This window comes from Burkholderia sp. AU17457, assembly GCF_002223255.1.
Lineage (GTDB): Bacteria > Pseudomonadota > Gammaproteobacteria > Burkholderiales > Burkholderiaceae > Burkholderia > Burkholderia sola.
On the sequence record NZ_NKFB01000003.1, the window covers coordinates 1874032 to 1895341 of the forward strand.

The window sequence follows — 21310 nt, forward strand, 5'->3', positions numbered from 1 at the left end:
AGCCATCGATCCGAGGTCCTCGGAACGCGCTGAAGTATGGCACGCTGGCAGTTGAAGACGGGCGACCTATTTCGCCGAAAGTCGCATGCAAGATGTCAATCCAACCAGGCTGTAGTCCTGCAGGGCGGTTTGGTTCGCCCGGAAATGCCCATAGCGAAACTTGCCCAGCCTGCGCTCCCCAGTATCGCCTCGACTGACAAACACCCCCATACTGCGCAGCAGAGACCGATCGGGGCATGACCAAGTGTGTCCGGCATTGCAGCGGAAACGGCATTGTGCCGCCGTGCCTCGCCACTTTGCGTTCACGCAGATCGAATCGGCTTTCTTCGCGAGATGGTACATGCGTTCCGTCGCCGCAATCTGCGTACACTCCCGGCAACCGAGTTTCCACCGACGAATCAAGTTGCGCGGGCTGATACGGGTTACGTGACCATATTCGCACGCGAAGCGGTGTTTTTCCTTCAACCCTCGATAGGCCGAATCCAGGCAAATCAGCCCACGCCTTTCGGCTGCATTGCGCAAGGTGCGACTACGGCCCAGTACCGGATGCGATTCGTCTTGTTGAACGGACATGTGCGACAAAAATACGGTGTGGGCAGTACAAAGCGCTCCGGCCCAGCTGATCGCGGCGCCCAGTGGCCCCCCCGAGTCGATCGATGTGCAAGCCTTCCCGGTTAAGCGGTTATCATAGCAACGTCAAACATTAGCGTGCCCGCACCATTCAGCGCAACTCCGCCAGACGACGACTTGGCATTTTACTGTCCGGCCGGTTCATTATTTCACGCAATGGATCATCTGCTTCCGCACTACGAACGAGAACTTTCACTGCTGCGCCGGTCAGTTGCGATCTTTGCGACACGCTATCCCAAAATTGCCGTTCGCCTCGGGATTTCCGGCGACCGCTCCGAAGATCCCCACGTCGAACGGATGCTGCAGTCGTTCGCTCTCCTCGCAGCGGATATAGGAAGCCGGCTCGACGATAACTATCCGGAATTCGCCGAAGCCCTCATCGGCATGCTGTATCCCCAGTATCTCCGAACGGTTCCTGCGTGTGCAATCGCCCAGTTCGATGTCTCAGACATGTTCGAAAAGCTCACCGAGCCATCGCTCATTGCCCTCGGCACAGAACTGGCGAGCAAAACGGAAGACTGCCTTTTCCGAACCGTATATGACGTAACGTTGGCTCCCGTGCGGATTTCGACTGCACGCTACGCTCCGACAACTGCCGTTCCCGCCGACGTCGTCCTGCCCGCCGGCACAACCGGTCTGCTTTCCATCACCTTTGAGGTTGCCCGCCCCGACTTTCGCATCGACGCCGTCCCCAGTCCGTTGCGCATCCATGTCAACGGTCCTCGCGAAGTCGTCGGCGCGGTAATGGATACGATGACGATGCACACGGCAGCCGCCTTCGTCGAAAACGCCGAACGTCGCTGGTCAACGCTGATCATGCCGCCGCTCGCCGCCGCCGGCTACGATGAGGCCGAGAAGCTGCTCGGCGAAGACGACGGGCCGCCAGCCCTGCGGCTACTGAGCGAATATTTTGCGTTTCCGAAGAAATTCGATTTCGTTGACATCGACCTCGCCGCGCTCGCACATGCGGCGGGCTCCAGCCAGCAACTTACCTTGCATCTCGCTATTTGCGGCATTCATCCAGATTCGTGGACGGCACAGCGACTAAAAAATCTGTCGGCGGATAATCTGAGGCTCTTTTGCACGCCGATCGTCAACCTGTTCCGGCTTTCGTCGCTGCCACTCAAGCGGAGTCCGATCACAAATACGTACCCCGTGCAATCCCAGAATACGGGTGTTGCGGGTGTCGAAGTTTGGTCTGTCGAGTCGGTCCGTGCCATGACAGGCAGCTCCAGAGCGAACATCATCCATCCGTTCGTGTCGCTCATGCACGGCAGTTCCGGCAAACCAGCGGGCCCCTATTGGGTCCTCATGCACCATAACGCGGCCTCGTCATCGGGAAAGAGGGAAACCGCGCTCAACCTGGTGGACCTCGACGGCCGACCGACAACCGGCACCGTAATCGAACAGATAACTGCAGACGTCATCTGCTCGAATGGCAATTTCCCTCGAACGATGCGGGCCGGCGCCGAGGATGGCGATCTGGTCAACGAGCAGGGAACGATGGTTTCGCGCATCATGATGCTGGACGCGCCAACAGAAGTCGTGCGATTGTCGAGTGAAGGCGACGCAGCTTGGCGACTCATCACGCAGTTTGCCCCGCACTCGATCGAACTGACCCGCACCGGGCTTGCGGAGCTGAAACGCCTGTTCCGCCAGTTCACCGCTCAATCCGCCGGACACGCGAAACTCCTCGACGGACTGACCAATCTGGACCATCGAGCCAAACAGCTCTGGCTTCCGGGAAAACCAATGCCGAGTTTCGTTCGGGGCTTGGAAGTGACGTTGACGGTCGACGAACAAGCGTTTGCCGCTGTCAGTTTGAACGCGTTCATCAGCGTAATGGATCACTTCTTCACCGTGCACGCGCCGACGACAAGCTTTGTCCAACTTGTCGTGATGTCGGCCAACTCCGGCGCGGAAATTCGACGTTGCTCGCCACGACCAGGCACAATCATGCTCGCCTGATCTCCTGCCACCAAACCGCGAAGATCAAGTCACTCTCTAGCCCATGCCGATCAGGTAAGGCTCGAAATCAGGTGACAACCGCAGGTCGCCCGGTGACCGTGCCGGGCAATCGGAACACCGTTATCTGTCATCGATTCATCGCCCTCTTCGATCAAATTCGGTTTGACGTCCGGGTGTTGGGGGCAAGTTACCTCATCCCCCTTGCGAGCAACGAAACGACCGTCGAAACGCATCGTCGACGAACCCGTGATCACTTTGCCGCCGTGGTCTGTATCATCACCGACGCGGATGAGATTCATCATCGTAGAATACCTTACGAGCGATAGCGAAAATAGTGAATACCATATTCGAGATCTCGATTCTCTGGCCTCATCTGCTTCGACGAACGTACGAGATTAATCCTACGTACGTCACTCCAGCCGTAGCACGAGAAAATGACCTCGGCCAATCTAGCGAAGTGCTTCATCTTCAGATAAGCACGGTGGAATAATATCCAAAAAACAATCAATGAAAAACCCCAAGCACCGGTCATTACCAGAATATGCGTACTTAAATCAATCCCCTCATGGTTCCGGAACATAAAGACCGTTACAATACCACTGCAAAACCCCCAGGCGATTAACATGAATTTCATAAGCCAGCGATAAAGTGCCGATCGCCCTCTCGTCGCATGCGGATACACCGCCACCATATCGTCCTGAACTCTCCGGATTGAATAGGTAAAGTACCGATCACGCGGCCTCGGTTCGGCAACGATCTCGACCTCATCACCGTCTTTCATCGGCATTTTCCAGAGCCATCCCTCGATCTGCTTGCCGTCGAGTTCAAATTCCACCCAGTCCGCTTCTTCCTCCGAATTCGCGGAAGATTGAATTAACCCAATTGCAGATGCACCCATGCCCGCCAACGCTGCCCCAGCAGCCGTCGCTTGTATGTAGGCATGCTGCGCTTCACTTAAAACGAAATCCTGCTGGCGACGCCGGCACTTAAGGTTACTGATCGTGCCTCGCAGCACCTGAACTGCATATTCTCGCTCAGAACTCATGCCATCTCCGTCATTGCCTTATCAAAGTCTTTTTCCTGTTGCTCCATATCTGTGTATTTCTCGACGCCATGATCTTTCACTCGAAGGATAGCCTCTTTACCGGTACCAAATGCACAGCGAGAACACCAGGACTCCAACTCATCGGGGGTTAGGGTATCGGCAAGTACCTGCAATGCAAACAATCCAATCGTCGCTTCCCACGTGATTAGCATGCTCACCGCCCGCAGTGATGCAATCATTACCACTCGCGGCGCCACTGTCTCGACCGCCATAATAACGACGCGGCTTCCAGTACGGGCTGCCAGTTTCTTAAACAGTGGCGCTGCAGTACTAATGGCATCGATCACGAACGCCGTGCCGCTGGCTACCCCTAACCCAGCCTTCACGAATAACACTGCCATCACATCATATTGGCCGGCCTTTTCTTTCTTACTCCCTGCCCCAGCATCTAACCACGCCGCCGCAAATGCCCCAGCCCCCGACAAAAAGCCACCTACCATCTTCCAACTCATCGTCCGAACAGCCTTCTTCAGCGTCCCGTAATACGGAGTCATCGTAATTGTGATGATCGACGCACTGAGTGATGCGCCAGACTTGATCAACTTGGCGTTGGTATCTTCGTCCTTGGCTTCCGACAACAGATGCCAGAAGTTCACCAACTCGCATAGCGCAGCAATCACCGCGATACGACCGAGACGAAGCTCCTTCATCGCATTCGCGTCCTTGTCCGCCTTCAACTTTTCCCATACCTCATACAACTCGGTGGTCGGGTTAGGCCCGGCCTTTGTCGCCCCTGCCAACACTGTTCGTGCCGTGCGAAAACGCTGCAAAATTTCGCTTCGGCTCACCTTGTCAAACTGAGCCTGCTTGCGGACAAGTGCCAGTGCATCCTCGACCGGTATACCCGCTCGCTGGAGAAACAGCGTCTGAATAATCTTCTCCCCGACGAAGTCCCCCAACTTATTGATTCGGAGTTTTTCGAAAACCCGATCACCAATAGCCATGAGTAATACGTCACGCCCTTGCTCTTTGTACGTTGCACCTAAGTACGAGATCTTCGCTGGGTTTGTTTCGAGCGCCAACTTTGAATATTTCTTGTAGTAATCAACCAGTTTGCCAATGTACTTCACCGCCGTTACGACGTATTTGACACCATCGTCCTCTAGCGGCTTATCCTTGTGCTCCAATGCGCTGGCGAGAAATTTCTCAAGTTCCTCGCGCCCCGCAGGATGATTCATGGCAACTGCCCGCCAAACGATGCTTTCCTTGTCCGTCGGCTTCCAACGACCAATCAGATCATCAAGAATCGCAACTCCTTTGGGCGTTGATCCCAGCCCGTCGATTGCCATTGCAACGACAACCTCGAATTCGAAGCTGTCGCTGAGATCGTCGCAGTAATAGTCCTCCAGCGTATCCGCAAGAAGCGGTGCTCGCAGCCATTTTCCAACATCATTGCTCCGTGTGTCCTGCAACTGGAACACCGCGTTCTGCAATTTCTTGTATGGCTTGCGGAAATCCTCGATCTGCTTGCGCTGAAGTCTGGCTTCGTACCGAGACCATTCGGACTTCTGCATTCTGTCTAGATTGCGATCATGGAAGCCGGGTTGCGCTTTCGCATACTCACGCGCTTCGTTCATGATCTCATCGCGGTACTTACCAAGGTAAGGCGCGCTTGAACTCGCGCTGCTCGCGCGACTAAATCGCCCAATCTGGATAAGACGCGTCTGGTAGCTCCCTGGAATGTTATTGGCAGCCATCCAGTCGAGATCGTCATAATACGCATTGACCTCTTGGGCACGCGTAGCATCCGCGCCCGCCAGTGCTCTGGTGCGTTGCGCCGCCAAACTCGCGCGAGCTGTCGCCGAGCCGAGCGGAGTCATGGCATGCGCCTCTTTCGCCATGGCCTCCTGAGTTGCGAGGTTCTGTTTTGTGCGCGAATCGACGATACGTTTGGCCGTGTCGATGTCGTTCAGGGCCATCACTTTCATGCCGAGTTCCTGCTGCGCCCCATATCGGTCGAGCCAGGACACCGGGTCGTTGCGAAAGCCGTTCAGTTCGTGAACGTTGCCGACCGCATCCCACAAAGCGAGCAACATTGGGGGATAGGTCGACGGAGTAGCCCCGCTTCCACCTGCATCCGTTTTTCCAATGTGGCCCATCATTTTCACAAGCGCCTGGCTCGCCGATGCTGGCGATGCCTGTCGAATGTTCAAAGGATAACGAGACACCTCACGGACAAGTAGATCTTCTCGATAGCTACCATCGTCTGCAGTAAAGCGCTGCTTGTCGTCAAATACGCCCAACTGCTTTGCATCGAGGCCCGGCATGTACTCAAGTACATCGTTAACTGACGATTCCGTTGCAACGACCGCGTGGCCGGTCCCATCCTTTCCGGTAGTGACCCATTTTGACGGCTCGATCCATTGCATACGTTGTTTACGCAAGTCTACGTAAATCTCGTATTTATCGAACGTTCGCGGATGCCATGCAAGTTGCGAGAACGCGATATAGACCTTGCCCATACACAGCTCGGGTTGCTCGATCGCGATGACATCCATCGGGACGGCGATGGCACACTGCGCACAATTCGGATGGGTCGTCGGAACCGACGGCAGCGGTCGCGATTGCTTCCATAACCGACCGTCTTCAGTCACCTTGTACACTTCCCAGTAGTTGGGACCACGTGCACCTACTTCGTAGAAAAGATAGAGCCAACCATCGCGCAAGGTCCGCAGACCGTATTGATGCTCGGAGAGGCTGACATTGGTGACACGGTCGCCAACGATGCCGGCGGGCATCTTAGCCTTTACCGTTTTGGGCAAGACTGTGTACCGTACCGGCAAGATCGGCAACCCAGTCTTCTCACAGTTGGCACATTTCTGGTTATTTGCTGCCATACGCTCTCTTCGTATTGAATTCAGGCAATTTTGTCAACACCAATCAACGAGACGACGAAGCGCTCAATCGATCGTACCAAGCGCCTTCTCGAATCTCCGCGACGTCCTCTTTTGTCAGTGCAGCAACAACTGCTGCCGTATAAAACGTGTCTGGCGCTCTTGCGCCCAAAAGCTGCAGCACCTTCGGGTGTAGGTCGAACTGCGGGTGCCATCCCAGAGCACTCTCAACGAATGCCACGCGATCGTCCCGGTCGAACAGTCCATAGCGCTCCGCACGCTCAGCGGCAGCGACTGCCGCAGCAATTTCGGAGGGTTCCGGCTGACGATCAACCTTCATGGCATACAACGCAAGCGCTCTATTAACCAATCCGTGACGATGAATCTGCTGCCACTGCTCAGTCGTCAACGAAAGATCGGCACGCGACCCTGCCGACACACTGTACGTGCGAGGTTTAGTGCACGCGTCGAGCGCATGCCATACCCTTACCGGCCCCAGTAGCGTCTGCTGTTGTTCTTCGGAGAGCACTGGCCAGATCAAACTAAGGGCTCGCGTATCGTAGAAGCGCAGCACACACGGTAACCCTTCCTCGTTGTACTGCAAAACGTGGCGTCCCCAATGCCCGACGACCTCGTCTAACGATGCCTCACTGGCTAGCCATCCACCGACACGCTGTCCCAGTCCTTCGGCCATTGACATAGGGCGACGATCCGCGAAGGCAATCCTCACACTCTCCGCAAGCACTCCAGCTCCTTCGGGAGTATTAAGGTCCAACTCGACAAGATATGGCCGGTGATTGTCAGGAAACGCGTCGTGCATCACCTCGACGATCGCACGCTTCAATTCGCGGAACCGCTCAGCTTCCTCGTCGTCATTCGTGAAATCTCGCTGACTCGGATCGACGACGAGATAGCAGTGCATCTTGGGCTGCTTGCTGAAATATGTGCGCAGGCTGCTGACGGTAGCGTCTATCGCAATGGCCTCCGGCCCCTCATCCACACCGAGCGCATCTGAATCTTCCATATCCACTACTCCAGTACAACGCTCGAAGCGCTATCTGCGGACGCCGAAGCCGTCTTCCAAGCACAGCCCTTCGGCACGCTCGCAATCGGTGAAGGCAGGCGCATTGACGACGCGCCCGGTTTGTCCCAACTCGCACATTTTTCGAGAATCTGGCCGCTCGTTCCATTCTCGATCAGATCAGGTGTGATCTTGATGTACGAACCGCCTGCACCGATCCAGATCTCCTTCTCCGCCGAAATGACGACTTTCCCATTCGAACTCGTGATCGTCACGTCGTTGAGCGCGGCGAGCTTCATCTCGTCGCTCTGCGCCTGAATTTCGACCTTGCCCTTGGACGCAAAGAGCTTGATTCCGGTGTTCTGCGCGAACAGGCTAATCTTCTCCATCACACTTACGATCAGCGATTTGCCGGCCGCCACGTGCGTGCTCTTGCCGCTCACGATATTGACTTGCTGATTAGCCGTCAGTTGCGCTGAATCCTGAGTCGACAGCCCCAAGCCCGCAGGACTCGCCATCAGCATGATCGGTGTCGAAAAGCCGTTCGCATTGCCCGTGCCACCACCGCCGGTCCGACCGCCGCTGCCAGCGCCGCCGCTCACGCTATAGTGCGTCGCGTCGGTGAACTTCTTGAGTGCGTCCTGCCCTTCCTGCAAACTTTCGGCCTGGTTCGCCGAGCTCGCCTGCGACGTCAAATCCACAACGGTTTCCGCACTGGCCAATTGCTCGGACGCAGCCGTTACGTTCAACGGTTGGTTCGCCGCTGTCGGGTGGGTAGACACGAACAAGCCCTGCCCTGCCCGGATGGCGCCGTAGGCGTCGGACTTGAGGTCAAAGCCGCTTCCAAGGAAAGCACCACGCGTATTGTCGGTCTGCTGGATCAGGTACCCCAGGTGCAAGTGGGACTGATAGCTGCTCGAGTAAAGGTGAACCCGAGTCTGCTGCGTCGAGTCGTCCATTACGAGCTGGTTGTAGCCAGTGCCACCGTACTCACGCGAGCGTTGACCGGACAACAAGCCGTTCGTGTGCCACACCGGCTGCGTAGCCCCCCCGTACATTCTCGCGATAATGACAGGCCGGTCACAGTCACCTTCCATGAAACCGACGACCACTTCGTCGCCCTTGCGCAGCGGCTGAATCCCACCACGATTCGAGCCTGCATCAAGGAACGTCGGGCGCACCCAGCACGATGCACGTTCATCCTGGCCATTGCGGCGGTTCCAGTGGAACCACACCTTCACCCGGTTCAGTGAATCGGTGTACACCTCTTCCCCGCTCGGCCCGGCGACGATTGCATTCTGCAACTGCATTACCGGCTTCTTGTGTTCGAACGGGCTACGGAACGGGACGCTGCGCGGTTGCGCCTCGACCACCACCTGAAAGAAACCTTCGCTGCCGTCTGCGTGGCGAACCGTCGCGCCAGCTTTCGCTTGCGCAACTTCCGCTGCCAGCCCGTCGGGGAATTGGTCCGCCTCATCCAGACCAGGAAGGTTATTGCAAATCAGCCAGTCAACCCCGAGCAGAACAAATTCCCGATCCGGTTGGCTACCCGCGTCATGCACCGGATGACCGCGAAGTTCGAAGCGCCGCCCCGGCATCGCGCAGCGCAAGCCGCCTATTCCGTGAAAACGTTTCATCCGCGATTTGCGCTCTTCAAGCCGAATCTGGGCAAGACGCTCACCTTGCTCGCGGTCCGACCACATGTACGCGCCAGGGTAGTCGTAGATTTCCCCGTCGGTCGGCAACTCGCCGTTCACGTCCGTCACGCCCTGTACCTGCCGAGGGAGATCGGGGCGCTTATAGTCGAACGAGCGGGACGTCAGCTGCGCACTGTCGATCTGAAGCTGCTCCTTCCACTGCGCGAACCCGTCCAGTTCCCCACTGATTTCCGTAGGCCCGAATTCGACAACGGGTTGTTTCAGTTGAGGGACGAAATAAACGTCGTCCGTCAAAACCATCGTGTGCGATCGACCATTTTCGGCTTGCTCGAAGTACGGAAATACGCCGACTTCCTCCATGCTGCGATAGACGAAATTGAGATCGTATTCCCACTGCACGCGATTTGAGTAGGACGGCAGCGGCTTGTGAAGCTCGTAGCGAAACGCACCACGCGCTTGAGGATGCTCGTTGAAGACGTCGGTCAGAATCTGCTCGCCGTTCTGCTCCTGCCAGTCGCGCATGTCACGGCGCAGGCGCAAGAAATAGAGCCAGGACGAGAACGCCACCTTGTAAAAAGTCAGCGGCCCATCCGCGCCCAGCCGGCTGAACCGGTGAACGTAGCCATGGATCGGCATGTATGAGCCGTCCGTCTGCTGAATCCAGAGCGTGACCGGCTTGGCGAGCAGCGCACTCAGTTCAATCTGGCTACCGCGTGGTGAAACGGCATCGATCACGAATTCGTAATCGCGACCGAGTCGGGCGGTGCCTTTCACATAGAGCGGCAATAACCAGTCGACGCCAAGCGGCGTGTCGAGTTTGACAAGACGATTGTATTGCGCGTCGCCCAGACGCAACGTCTTATAAAGTGCGGTGTGGCCCATGCAGCTTTCCCTTGGTTGGTATTCAGGTGGGGTTTCTGCCGAGGGCTGATTATAAATGCCTTTCGGAACAAGACGATAGTGCGCCTCGCATACCGACCTATCTCGAATAAATTGTCGATCTGACGTCAGTACGTGAAATCGCCGGAATGTCACAATCTTTCAAGAAAAACTTTCCGATTGCTTCGCAAGCCAGATTTTTAAATCACATATCACCTTCCTGAGCACGGCCAGCTACCCCCCCCGCTGACTCACAGCGCTGCCGTCCTGCGTTCCGTCGACGTCGATGAATTCGACGGATGGGAAACGTTCGCTTCGTATGCAAATCACGTTGTCCACGCCGCCCAAGAAGCGAGCGCCGAATTTGGACGATAGCGATCATCACGCGCAGTGACGATCACGATCTCAACGCCGCCTGGTTCGGTGCAGGCTCAGCGCTTGGGCAACGTGCCCGGAACCAGACAATGAAACTTGCCGCATAACGAGGCTTAGACCGCCTCTGGTCGTCGAAATGCGGACCCGTCCGCGCGGAGCAAGCTTGCGGGGCCGACCGAGAACCCGAAAAAGAAAAAGCCCCACAAGTCCGAGAACTTGCGGGGCTTTGTCACCGCTTTTGGCGGAGACGGAGGGATTCGAACCCTCGATCCAGGTTTTGGCCCAGATGCTCCCTTAGCAGGGGAGTGCCTTCGACCTCTCGGCCACGTCTCCCAAACTTTCGCTCGCACCAGGGAGGCAGTGCGACGAGAACGAAATAATATAGGGTTTCGAACCGTGCGTCAATTTCCGTGATGCATTTTCTTCAATGCATCACGGAAAATTCACGATGCCTGGTCGAGTTCGAACACCTTGTGCAGCGCGCGGACGGCCAGCTCCATGTATTTCTCGTCGATCAGCACCGAAATCTTGATTTCGGACGTCGAGATCATCTGGATGTTGATGCCCTCTTCCGACAGCGTGCGGAACATCTTGCTCGCGACGCCCACGTGCGAACGCATGCCGACGCCGACGACCGACACCTTCGACACCTTCGGGTCGCCCTGCACGCGCTCGGCGCTCACATGGCCCTGCACCTGGTTGGTGAGGATGTCCATCGCCTTCTGGTAGTCGCCGCGACCGACCGTGAACGTGAAGTCGGTTTTGCCTTCGACGCTCTGGTTCTGGATGATCATGTCGACGTCGACGTTCGCATCGGCCACCGGGCCGAGGATCTGATATGCGATGCCCGGCTTGTCGGGCACGCCCATCACCGCAATGCGTGCTTCGTCGCGCTGGAACGCGATGCCGGAAATGACTGCCTTTTCCATGGTCTCGTCTTCTTCAAAAGTAATCAGGGTGCCCGAGCGCATTTCTTCGTCGAGCGCAATCAGCGGATCGGTCAGGCTCGACAGCACACGCGTCTTCACCTGGTATTTGCCGGCGAATTCGACCGAGCGGATCTGCAGGACCTTCGAGCCGAGGCTGGCCATTTCCAGCATCTCCTCGAACGTCACGCGGTCGAGGCGGCGCGCCTCTTCGACGACGCGCGGGTCGGTCGTGTAGACGCCGTCGACGTCGGTATAGATCAGGCACTCTTCGGCGCCCAGCGCAGCGGCCACCGCTACCGCCGACGTGTCCGAGCCGCCGCGGCCCAGCGTCGTGATGTGACCGTCCGGATCGACGCCCTGGAAGCCGGTGATGATCACGACCTTGCCCGCGTTCAGGTCTGCCTTCACGCGCTCGTCGTCGATCGAGTGAATGCGTGCCTTCGTAAACGCGCTGTCCGTCTTGATCGGCACTTGCCAGCCGGCATAGCTCACGGCCTCGACACCGATTTCCTGCAGCGCGATCGACAGCAGGCCGACGCTGACCTGCTCGCCGGTCGACGCGATCATGTCGAGCTCACGCGGGCTCGGCTGGCTCGAAATCTCTTTCGCAAGACCGAGCAGACGGTTGGTTTCGCCGGACATCGCCGAAGGCACGACCACCATCTGGTGCCCGGCCTGATGCCATTTTGCGACGCGTTTCGCGACGTTCTTGATGCGCTCGACCGAGCCCATCGAAGTGCCGCCGTATTTGTGTACGATGAGTGCCATTGTCGTTCTGAACTGGAGGAGAAGCCGCACGGGCGTGCTGGGCAGGCCGCGTTGCCGTTCGGTCACGCGGCTTGTGGCTGTGGACGGACGACGAGGGGAACGGCTGGGACGCAACACGCAAGCGTGACGGATTTTGCCCGGAAGGCGGATCAGGCCGCGCAAACCGGGTACGTCACGCGGGAAACCTGCACAAAACGCTCAAAAATCGAGCCGAGCAAACGACCGAGCGTACCCGATAGACGCCCACTTGACAAGCCGCGCGCCGTGTCGCCGGCCGTTCCGGCGCTGTTTACCAAATGGTGAAAATCGGCGCGCCATCGCGCCGCCGGCCACCCGCCGCTGCTATGCGATCAGCAGGTCGGGACGCCATTCGATTCGGCGCCATGCGGCGGTGGCGGGCGCCGCGTCGGCAGTCTCGCCCATGTCGCGATTGACGCCCAGCCGCGGCACGTAGATCAGCCGGTCACCCGCGAACAGCAGCGGCACGTCGCGCTGCCAGGCCGGCACGCCGCGCTCCTGGAACAGGTTCTTCAGCGTCCGGCCGGGCCCGCCCGGCGACGTGCGCATCCGTTCGCCGCCGGCCCGCGCGCGCGCCGCCAGCCGCGCACCGCGCAGCACCCCCTCCGGCACCGCATCGGCGCTGCCCGCGTCGGCGGGCGCGAACACGAACGTGCCGCGCCATCCCGGCAGGTGCCACACGTCCTGTCCGTCCCATGCGAGTGCCGCCTCCGGTTGCGGTGCGCCCGTGCCGTCGTCGGCCGGCTCGCTGCTGTCGCCCGCTTCCCAGTAGACGACATCGCGATAGAGCCGCAGGCACTGCCCCGCATGATCGACGCGCAGCGCATGCGCGTCGTGCGCCGCGCGCAGTTGCCGCATCATGTTCGCGAGCCGGGCCGCCGACGCGCCCGGCAAACCGAGCCGGCGCATCCAGAAGCGCAGCAGGTTCGCGCCACGCGTGTCGTCGAAGCCGATCAGCGCGTCGCGCGACAGCGCCTGACCGTCATCGCGCGCGGCGACGGCGAAATCCAGCTCGGCCAGATCGTCGAGCAGCCTCTGAGCGGCCGCCGCATGCTGGGCCGCGCGACCGAGCGCGTCGCGAAAGCCCGGGAAATGCACGGCCAGCGCCGGCAGCACGTCGACGCGCAGCGCATTGCGCGCATAGCGCGTATCGCCGTTCGATTCGTCGTCGATCCACACGAGCGCGTGCTGCTCCGCATAGCGCTCAAGTTGCGCGCGCAACAGTCTCAGTAACGGACGCACACGGTCGATGTTCACGCCGTCGGGGCGATAACGCGGGGCCATCGCGGCGAGCCCCGCGATTCCCGCCCCGCGCAGCAGTTGCAGCAGCACCGTCTCGGCCTGGTCATCCGCATGTTGCGCGAGCCACAGCGCCGCCACGCCGTGGCGCCCGCCCATCTCGTCGAGCGCCGCGTAGCGACGCTCGCGCGCCGTCGCCTCGACACCGAGCCCGCTGTCGCGCGGCACGTCGACGCGCATCGATTCGAATGCGACGCCGAGCCGCGCCGCCTGCCCTTCGGCATGCGCGACCCACGCATCGGCGTTCGCGCTCAGGCCGTGATGCACGTGCAGCGCGACGCAGCGCGATGCACCCGCGACGCGCACGGCCGCGTCGAGCAGCACGGTCGAATCGAGGCCGCCGCTGTACGCGATCGCAATGCGCGCATCCGGCGGCAGGCCGGAAAGCGCAACGCCGACCGCGTCGAGTACGACGCGGTCGGCGGAGAATTCGGTGGGCGGGATCACGAGCGGGACACGCGCACAGCGGCGCGCGCATTGCATACACGGCCGGTCATGCGCCCGGCGTGGTTTCCTTGAACTTGCCGTAGGCCATCAGGCGCTCGAAGCGGCGCTCGCGCAGCGCATCGATGCTCATGCCCTGGAACTGGCGCAGCGAATCGGCCAACGCACGGCGCAGCAGCGCGGCCATGCCCTTCGGATCGCGATGCGCGCCGCCGAGCGGCTCGTTGATGATCTTGTCGATCAGGCCGAGTGCCTTCAGGCGGTGCGCGGTCAGGCCCAGCGCTTCCGCGGCTTCCGGCGCCTTCGCGGCGCTCTTCCACAGGATCGACGCGCAGCCTTCCGGCGAGATCACCGAGTAGGTCGAGAACTGCAGCATCATCACGGTGTCGGCCACGGCGATCGCCAGCGCGCCGCCCGAACCGCCCTCGCCGATTACCGTCGTGATGATCGGCGTCTTCAGCTCGGCCATCACGTACAGGTTGCGGCCGATCGCCTCCGACTGGCCGCGCTCTTCCGCGCCGATGCCCGGGTACGCGCCCGGCGTGTCGACGAACGTGAAGATCGGCAGCCCGAACTTCTCGGCCAGACGCATCAGGCGTTCGGCCTTGCGATAGCCCTCCGGACGCGGCATCCCGAAGTTGCGCGCGGCGCGCTCCTTCGTGTCGCGCCCCTTCTGGTGACCGATCACCATGCACGGATGGCCGCCGAAGCGCGCGAGACCGCCGACGATCGACAGGTCATCCGCGAACGCGCGATCGCCATGCAGCTCGTGAAAATCGGTAAACAGTTCCGCGACGTAATCGAGCGTGTACGGCCGCTGCGGATGCCGCGCGATCTGCGAAACCTGCCACGGCGACAGGTTCGCGTAGAGGTCTTTCGTCAGTTGCTGGCTTTTCTTCGACAGCCGCTCGATTTCTTCCGAAATATCGACAGCCGAGTCGTCCTGCACGAATCGCAGCTCTTCGATCTTGGCCTCGAGTTCGGCGATCGGCTGTTCGAAATCCAGAAATGTGGTCTTCATGTGTTCGAATCCTTGGGTCTTGCGGCAGCGCGTATTCTACCCGCGCGGGCGACGCTCAAAACCGGCTCTCAACTATTGATGTTTAAAACCCGATAGCCGGCGCTCAGGCGTCGGCGTCGGGCGCATCGAGGCTGCGCCACATGTACCAGGTCGCGACGGTGCGCCACGGCTCCCAGTTGGCCGCAACCTCGCGCGCCTCGCTGCGCGTGACGGGTTCGCCGCTGAAGTAATTGACGCTGATCGCACGGATCAGGCCCGGGTCGTCGAGCGGCAGCACGTCGGGCCGCGACAGGTTGAAGATCAGGAACATCTCGGCCGTCCAGCGGCTGATGCCGCGGATCTGCGTGAGTTCCGCGATCACGTCCTCGTCGTCCATCGACATCCATTTGTCGACGTGCAGCGCCCCCGACACGAAATGCTGCGCGAGATCGAGGATGTATTCCGTCTTGCGCTTGGACAACCCGCACGCGATCAGCTTGTCCGCGCCGAGCCGGATCACCGGTTGCGGCGCGAGCTTCGGACAGGCGTCCTCGATGCGCGTCCACAGCGACTGCGCGGACGGCACCGAAATCTGCTGGCCGACGACCGAGCGCGCGAGCGTGACGAACGGATCGCCGCGCTTCACGAGATGCGCGGGACCGAACTTCGGAATCAGTTTCTTCAGGATCCGGTCGCGCTTGACGAGGTCCGCGCACGCCTTGTCCCAATAGGCGGGACGCACGACGACTTCCTCGCCGTCCGCCTCGGACGCCCGTGTCTTGCGGGCCGCGTCGGCGGCCGGCAGCGCGGCTGCCGGCTGCGCATGACCGTTCAGCGCGCCGTTCGGCACGGCGCGCGTCGCGTCCGCCTTCGTCGCCGGGACGCGCTTGGCTGCCGGACGCGCGGCGACCGGAGTCGCGCGCCTGACCGGCGCTTTTCTGGCCGTTGCCATCTTGCCTCCTACCTGACGGATCGGTCAGTGGAACGCGCCGCGCTCATACGCGACGCCATTCGGTCGATCCGCCCGGTTTGTCTTCAAGTGCGATGCCGGCTTCGAGCAGTTCCGCCCGGATCCGGTCCGCTTCGGCATAGTCCTTCGCTTGCTTCGCCGCGACGCGCGCGGCGATCTTCGCTTCGATCTCGTCGGCCGCGAGCCCGCCCGCCTGCGCGGCGCCGGACGCCTGCTGCAGGAACGCGCGCGGTTCGCGGCCCAGCAGGCCGAGCAGGCCCGCCAGCTGTTTCAGTTGCCGCGCGAGCGACGCATCGCGCGTGCGGTTGACTTCGCCCGCCAGCTCGAACAGCGTCGCCACCGCGACCGGCGTGTTGAAATCGTCGTTCATCGCGGCCGCGAAACGCTGCGCGTGCGGCTCGCTCCAGTCGAGCGCGAGCGTGTCGGGCTCGACATCCTTCAGCGCGGTGTACAGACGCGTGAGCGACGCGCGCGCATCGTCGAGATGCACGTCGCTGTAATTCAGCGGCGAACGGTAGTGCGTGCGCACGATGAAGAAGCGCATGACTTCCGCGTCGTAACGCTCGAGCACTTCGCGGATCGTGAAGAAGTTGCCGAGCGATTTCGACATCTTCTCGTTGTCGACCTGCACGAAGCCGTTGTGCATCCAGTAATTGACGAACGTCTCGCCGGTCGCGCCTTCGCTCTGCGCGATCTCGTTCTCGTGGTGCGGGAATTGCAGATCCTGCCCGCCGCCGTGGATGTCGAAATGATTGCCGAGCAGCGAGCAGCCCATCGCCGAGCACTCGATGTGCCAGCCCGGGCGACCCATCCCGTACTTCGACGCCCACGACGCGCCTTCCGGCTCGTCCGCCTTCGCGCGCTTCCACAGCACGAAGTCGAGCGGATCCTGCTTCGCATCGTTCGCGGCGACGCGCTCGCCCGCGCGGAGGTCGTCGAGCGACTTGCCCGACAGCTTCCCGTAGTTCGCGAACTTGCGCACCGAGTAATTGACGTCGCCGTCGGTCGCCTGGTACGCGTAGCCGTTCGCCTCGAGCGTCTCGATCATGCCGAGCATCTGCGGGATGAACTGCGTCGCGCGCGGCTCGATGTCGGGCCGCTGGATGCCGAGCGCGGCTTCATCCTCGTGCATCGCGCCGATGAAGCGGTCGGTCAGCGACTTGATCGTCTCGCCGTTCTCGACCGCGCGGCGGATGATCTTGTCCTCGATGTCGGTGATGTTGCGCACGTACGTGACCCGATAGCCGATCGCACGCAGCCAGCGCTGGACGAGGTCGAACACGACCAGCATGCGCGCGTGGCCCACGTGACAATAGTCGTAGACGGTGATCCCGCATACGTACATCCGCACTTCGCCGGGCTGGCGCGGCACGAAAACTTGCTTGTCACGCGCGAGCGTGTTGTAGATGCGCAGTGATTCCATAGAGATGAACCGTGAGCCGAAGGAAACCGCCCTGGCGAAGCTCGCCCAGCATGTGAAACGGACGGACCATCTGCTGCGGCGCCAGGCCGCGCGTCCTCGATATCACATGGGGCGGTCAGGCTGCAAGCACAGCGGTGACGGCCACGAGAGGCTAAGAAAGAACTGTCTGCCGCTCGCCGGAACGCGCAGACGTTTTGTTAGAATGGCTCGGAGTATAACATTCCGATTTACGCCTATGAAACCTCATCGCGGCCGCGCGCCGAGCGCTGCGACCCTCGTTGCGACCACCGTCATGGGCGTCGCGCTGACGCTTTTCGCGGCGCCCGCGGCACATGCGCAAAAGACCCCGGCGGTCGCCGACGGCACGCCAGAAGTCGATGCGTCGATCGCCGGCAAGCAGTGGAAGCAGGCGCTCGCGCAGCTCGACGCGCGCATCGCGTCGAACCCGCGCGACGTGCAGGCGCAGTTCAAGCGCGGCACCGTGCTGGCCCGCCTGAACCGCGACGACGACGCGATCCAGCAGTTCGTCGCGATCACGCAGGCCTACCCCGAACTGCCCGAGCCGTACAACAACCTCGCGGCGCTCTACGCGAAGCACGGCCGCTACGATGAAGCGCGCACCGCGCTCGTCACCGCGACGCAATCGAACCCGAGCTACTCGCTCGCGTACGAGAACCTCGGCGATCTGTACCTGCGCCTCGCGGCCGAATCGTACAAGCGCGCGCAATCGCTCGGCCGCACGAGCGGCGCGACCGCGCAGCGCCTCGCCGATCTGCAGAAGATCGTGTCGCCGTCGAAAGCCGCGCCGAACGCCCGCGCGACGACGCCGGCCACGCGCGACTACACCGATCGCGCCGCCGCGAACGTGAGCACCACCACGCTGCCGATGTCGCCGACGTTCCAGTTCAGCGGTCCGTCGGGCGCACTGGCGGCACCGTACGTCGCGCCGTCGAAATAAGCGGCGCGGCCCTCCTTCCCTCCCAACCTGAGGATCGCAATGAAACGTCTGTTGCTGGCGCTTGGCGGCGCCGCCCTTCTCGCGACCGCGCCCGCGTTCGCGCAAACGGCCACCGCGCACCCCGTCGTGCAGCTCAAGACCTCGCAGGGCGACATCCGCGTCGAGCTCTATCCGGAGAAGGCGCCGAAGTCGGTCGCCAACTTCCTCGATTACGTGAAGGCCGGCCAGTACAACGGCACGATCTTCCATCGCGTGATCAAGGGCTTCATGATCCAGGGCGGCGGCTACAAGACCAACTTCGAGGAAAAGCCGACCCGCGCGCCGATCCCGCTGGAAAGCCGCAATGGTCTGAAGAACCTGACGGGCACGATCGCGATGGCCCGCACGAGCGATCCGAATTCGGCCACCGCGCAGTTCTTCATCAACACGGTCGACAACAGCGGCCTCGACTACCCGAACCCGGACGGCAACGGCTATGCGGTGTTCGGCAAGGTCGTGTCGGGCCTCGACGTCGTGAAGAAGATCGAAGGCGTGGCGACGACCTCGCGCGGGCCGATGCAGGACGTGCCGGCGCAACCGGTCGTGATCGAATCGGCAAGCATCGTCTCGAAGTAAGAACCTGCCGGCACGTCCGGCGCCACACGCGGCCGCGTCGCACGACCGGCCGCGTGCCATTTAAACCGCCTTACCGAAGGAATTCATCATGGTTGAACTGCATACGAACCACGGCGTGATCAAGCTCGAACTCGACGCCGCGAAGGCACCGAAGACGGTCGAGAACTTCCTGAACTACGTGAAGAAGGGCCATTACGACGGCACCGTGTTCCATCGCGTGATCAACGGCTTCATGATCCAGGGCGGCGGCTTCGAGCCGGGCCTGAAGCAGAAGCCGACCGACGCGCCGATCGACAACGAGGCGAACAACGGCCTGAAGAACGACAACTACACGGTCGCGATGGCGCGCACGAACGATCCGCACTCGGCGACCGCCCAGTTCTTCATCAACGTGAACGACAACGACTTCCTGAACCACTCGTCGCCGACGCCGCAAGGCTGGGGCTACGCGGTGTTCGGCAAGGTCGTCGAAGGCCAGGACGTGGTCGACAAGATCAAGGGCGTCAAGACGGGCAACGCCGGCTTCCACCAGGACGTGCCGACCGACGACGTCGTGATCGAAAAGGCCGTGGTGGTCTGACGCACCAGCCGTTACGGAGGCACTTCGATGTTGCAGGAGAGTCCGCCGCGAAGCGTCTCCGCGGGCGTGCCGGGCGAGCGCAAATACGCGCAAGCCGCACGCCCGTTCCTGTTTCTGTCCGATCTGCACCTGAGCGAGGCGATTCCGAAGACGGTCGCCGCGTTCGAGCATTTCGTGAAATACACGGCCGACAGCGCCGACTCGGTGTTCATCCTCGGCGACTTGTTCGAATACTGGATCGGCGACGACATCCTCGACGACGATCCGTTCGCCGCGCGCATGGCCGCGCTGATGCACACGCTCTCGGAACGCGGCATCGCGCTCTACGTGATGCACGGCAACCGCGATTTCCTGCTCGGCCGGCGCTTCATGAAGGCGGCCGGCGCGATGCTGCTGCCCGACCCTTCGCTGATCGTCGCATTCGGCCAGCGCATCGTGCTCGCGCACGGCGACGCGCAATGCACGGCCGACCGCGGCTACCAGGTGTTCCGCCGCTTCGCGCGTAACCGCGTCGCGCAATGGCTGTTTCTCGCGTGGCCGTTCCGCTGGCGCCGCGCGCTCGCGCAGCGCATGCGCTCGACCAGTGAAGCGGGCCGGATGCGCCCTGCTTCGGCCGTCTACGACGTCACGCGGGAAGGCGTGGCCGCGCTGTTCCGGAAAAGTCGCGCGAGCGTGATCATTCACGGCCACACGCACCGCCCCGCGCGCCACGCGGAACCGGACGGGATCCGCTGGGTGCTGCCCGACTGGGATCTCGATCACGGCACGCGACGCGGCGGCTACCTGCGCGTCGACGCGGAAGGCATCCACGCGATGCCGCTCGACTGACGCCGCCGCTGCCGTCACACCGACCGGCAGCGATCGGCGTGGATCGCGTTCGTTACATCTGGCGTTCGACCGTCTTGCCTTCCAGCACCGCCGACAGCCTGCGCAGGTCGAGGCGCGCAGCGTCGGCGCCCTGCAGCGTTTCCAGATGCGTGCCGAGCCGCTCGAGCGCCGCGACGATTTCGTCGACGCGGCGGCTTTCCTTCGCCGCGTGATCGATCAGCCCGTGGATCGCGAGCGACATCGGATCGTCTGCGTTCGGCGTGATCCCGTACGCGCAGAACGCCGCACGCTCGGGCTGCGGCTTCGGCTGCGCCGGCATCACGATGCGCGCCGGATTGCCGACCGCGGTGCCGCCCGCCGGCACCGGCTTGACGACCACCGCGTTCGAGCCGATCTTCGCGCCCGCGCCCACCGTGAAACCGCCGAGCACCTTCGCGCCGGCGCCGACGATCACGCCGGCCTCCAGCGTCGGGTGACGCTTCGCGCCGCGTGTGAGCGACGTGCCGCCCAGCGTCACGCCCTGATAGATCGTGCAGTCGTCGCCGACGATCGCCGTCTCGCCGATCACGACGCCCATGCCGTGATCGATGAACACGCGCCGGCCGATCGTCGCGCCGGGGTGGATCTCGATGCCCGTCAGGAACCGGCCCGCCTGCGACGCGAACCGCGCGAGCCAGTAGCGTTTCGCGCGCCAGCATGCGTGCGCGAAACGGTGCAGGACGAGCGCGTGCAGCCCCGGATAACAGGTCAGCACTTCCCACGCACTGCGAGCGGCGGGATCCCGCTCGCGAATCGTTGCAACGTCTTCGCGCAGTCTCGTGAACATGATGTGATCTGGGAAAAGGCCGGCGCGCATCGCCGGCAATGCCGGCCGTTATCGCGCCGGGTCATTTGCTTATGACGTCCGGCGATTGTAGGGCCAGTCGCGCCCGGCCGCACGCGGTCGCGCGTTCACCCCGCCGTCGGCGCGGGTATTCGGCCGGGACGCTTGTTGCGACGGGGTTTCCG

16 protein-coding genes, 1 tRNA gene and 1 pseudogene are annotated in these 21310 nt (G+C 61.6%); 6 read left to right on the plus strand and 12 right to left on the minus strand.

From position 1 onward, the window contains the following. Positions 1-786 precede the first annotated feature (786 nt). Positions 787-2598: a type VI secretion system baseplate subunit TssF gene (tssF, locus tag CFB49_RS11455; protein WP_089491350.1), complete on the plus strand. Its 1812-nt coding sequence runs from the start codon at positions 787-789 to the stop codon at positions 2596-2598. A 50-nt stretch (positions 2599-2648) separates the two neighbouring features. Here tssF and CFB49_RS11460 read toward each other — a convergent pair whose 3' ends face one another. The 7 genes from CFB49_RS11460 to CFB49_RS11490 form a co-directional block, all read right to left on the minus strand. Then, positions 2649-2900, minus strand: a complete 252-nt coding sequence (locus CFB49_RS11460) for a PAAR domain-containing protein (protein ID WP_038789787.1) — start codon at positions 2898-2900, stop codon at positions 2649-2651. Positions 2901-2911: 11 nt separating this feature from the next. Then, entirely contained in the window at positions 2912-3643 is a 732-nt protein-coding gene (locus tag CFB49_RS11465) for a putative type VI secretion system effector (RefSeq protein WP_089491351.1), read from the minus strand. After that, complete coding sequence (locus tag CFB49_RS11470) at positions 3640-6540, minus strand: T6SS effector BTH_I2691 family protein (RefSeq protein WP_089491352.1); 2901 nt, start codon at positions 6538-6540, stop codon at positions 3640-3642. The genes CFB49_RS11465 and CFB49_RS11470 overlap by 4 nt, the downstream gene beginning before the upstream one ends. 43 nt (positions 6541-6583) lie before the next feature. Beyond that, a complete protein-coding gene (locus tag CFB49_RS11475) occupies positions 6584-7561 on the minus strand; it encodes a DUF4123 domain-containing protein (protein WP_089491479.1) in 978 nt (325 codons plus the stop codon). Between the two features lie 5 nt (positions 7562-7566). Then, the gene (locus CFB49_RS11480; RefSeq protein ID WP_089491353.1) at positions 7567-10098 is read right to left on the minus strand and encodes a type VI secretion system Vgr family protein; all 2532 of its coding nucleotides are present in this window, start codon (positions 10096-10098) and stop codon (positions 7567-7569) included. A gap of 611 nt (positions 10099-10709) precedes the next feature. Beyond that, positions 10710-10803, minus strand: a tRNA-Ser gene (locus CFB49_RS11485). A gap of 110 nt (positions 10804-10913) precedes the next feature. After that, positions 10914-12167, minus strand: a complete 1254-nt coding sequence (locus CFB49_RS11490) for an aspartate kinase (RefSeq protein ID WP_069617711.1) — start codon at positions 12165-12167, stop codon at positions 10914-10916. Between CFB49_RS11490 and CFB49_RS37225 the strand changes: the two are divergent. Continuing rightward, positions 12150-12387, plus strand: a pseudogene (locus CFB49_RS37225) (hypothetical protein); the annotation flags it as partial. The gene CFB49_RS11490 and the pseudogene CFB49_RS37225 sit on opposite strands and share 18 nt — an antisense overlap. A 122-nt stretch (positions 12388-12509) precedes the next feature. Here the strand turns inward: CFB49_RS37225 and tilS are convergent. The 4 genes from tilS to cysS all read right to left on the minus strand — a co-directional run bounded on the left by tilS (position 12510) and on the right by cysS (position 17321). Next, the gene (gene tilS / locus CFB49_RS11500) at positions 12510-13931 is read right to left on the minus strand and encodes a tRNA lysidine(34) synthetase TilS (protein WP_089435373.1); all 1422 of its coding nucleotides are present in this window, start codon (positions 13929-13931) and stop codon (positions 12510-12512) included. Positions 13932-13977: 46 nt separating this feature from the next. Continuing rightward, the gene (locus tag CFB49_RS11505; RefSeq protein ID WP_006478433.1) at positions 13978-14949 is read right to left on the minus strand and encodes an acetyl-CoA carboxylase carboxyltransferase subunit alpha; all 972 of its coding nucleotides are present in this window, start codon (positions 14947-14949) and stop codon (positions 13978-13980) included. 103 nt (positions 14950-15052) lie between these two features. Continuing rightward, positions 15053-15880, minus strand: coding sequence for a DNA-3-methyladenine glycosylase family protein (locus CFB49_RS11510; RefSeq protein WP_089491354.1), 828 nt, complete (start codon positions 15878-15880; stop codon positions 15053-15055). A 43-nt stretch (positions 15881-15923) separates the two neighbouring features. Then, positions 15924-17321: a cysteine--tRNA ligase gene (gene cysS, locus CFB49_RS11515; RefSeq protein WP_089491355.1), complete on the minus strand. Its 1398-nt coding sequence runs from the start codon at positions 17319-17321 to the stop codon at positions 15924-15926. A 235-nt stretch (positions 17322-17556) separates the two neighbouring features. Between cysS and CFB49_RS11520 the strand changes: the two genes are divergently transcribed. From CFB49_RS11520 to CFB49_RS11535, 4 genes are all read left to right on the plus strand, one after another. Beyond that, entirely contained in the window at positions 17557-18279 is a 723-nt protein-coding gene (locus CFB49_RS11520; RefSeq protein ID WP_179234886.1) for a tetratricopeptide repeat protein, read from the plus strand. A 39-nt stretch (positions 18280-18318) separates the two neighbouring features. Further along, a complete protein-coding gene (locus tag CFB49_RS11525; protein WP_006484003.1) occupies positions 18319-18894 on the plus strand; it encodes a peptidylprolyl isomerase in 576 nt (191 codons plus the stop codon). Positions 18895-18982: 88 nt separating this feature from the next. Beyond that, a complete protein-coding gene (locus tag CFB49_RS11530; RefSeq protein WP_006478428.1) occupies positions 18983-19474 on the plus strand; it encodes a peptidylprolyl isomerase in 492 nt (163 codons plus the stop codon). Between the two features lie 27 nt (positions 19475-19501). Beyond that, a complete protein-coding gene (locus CFB49_RS11535) occupies positions 19502-20302 on the plus strand; it encodes a UDP-2,3-diacylglucosamine diphosphatase (RefSeq protein ID WP_089491357.1) in 801 nt (266 codons plus the stop codon). 52 nt (positions 20303-20354) lie between these two features. Here CFB49_RS11535 and cysE read toward each other — a convergent pair whose 3' ends face one another. Further along, on the minus strand, positions 20355-21128 hold the full coding sequence (cysE, locus tag CFB49_RS11540; RefSeq protein WP_249190489.1) for a serine O-acetyltransferase: 774 nt from the start codon (positions 21126-21128) through the stop codon (positions 20355-20357). Positions 21129-21310 lie beyond the last annotated feature (182 nt).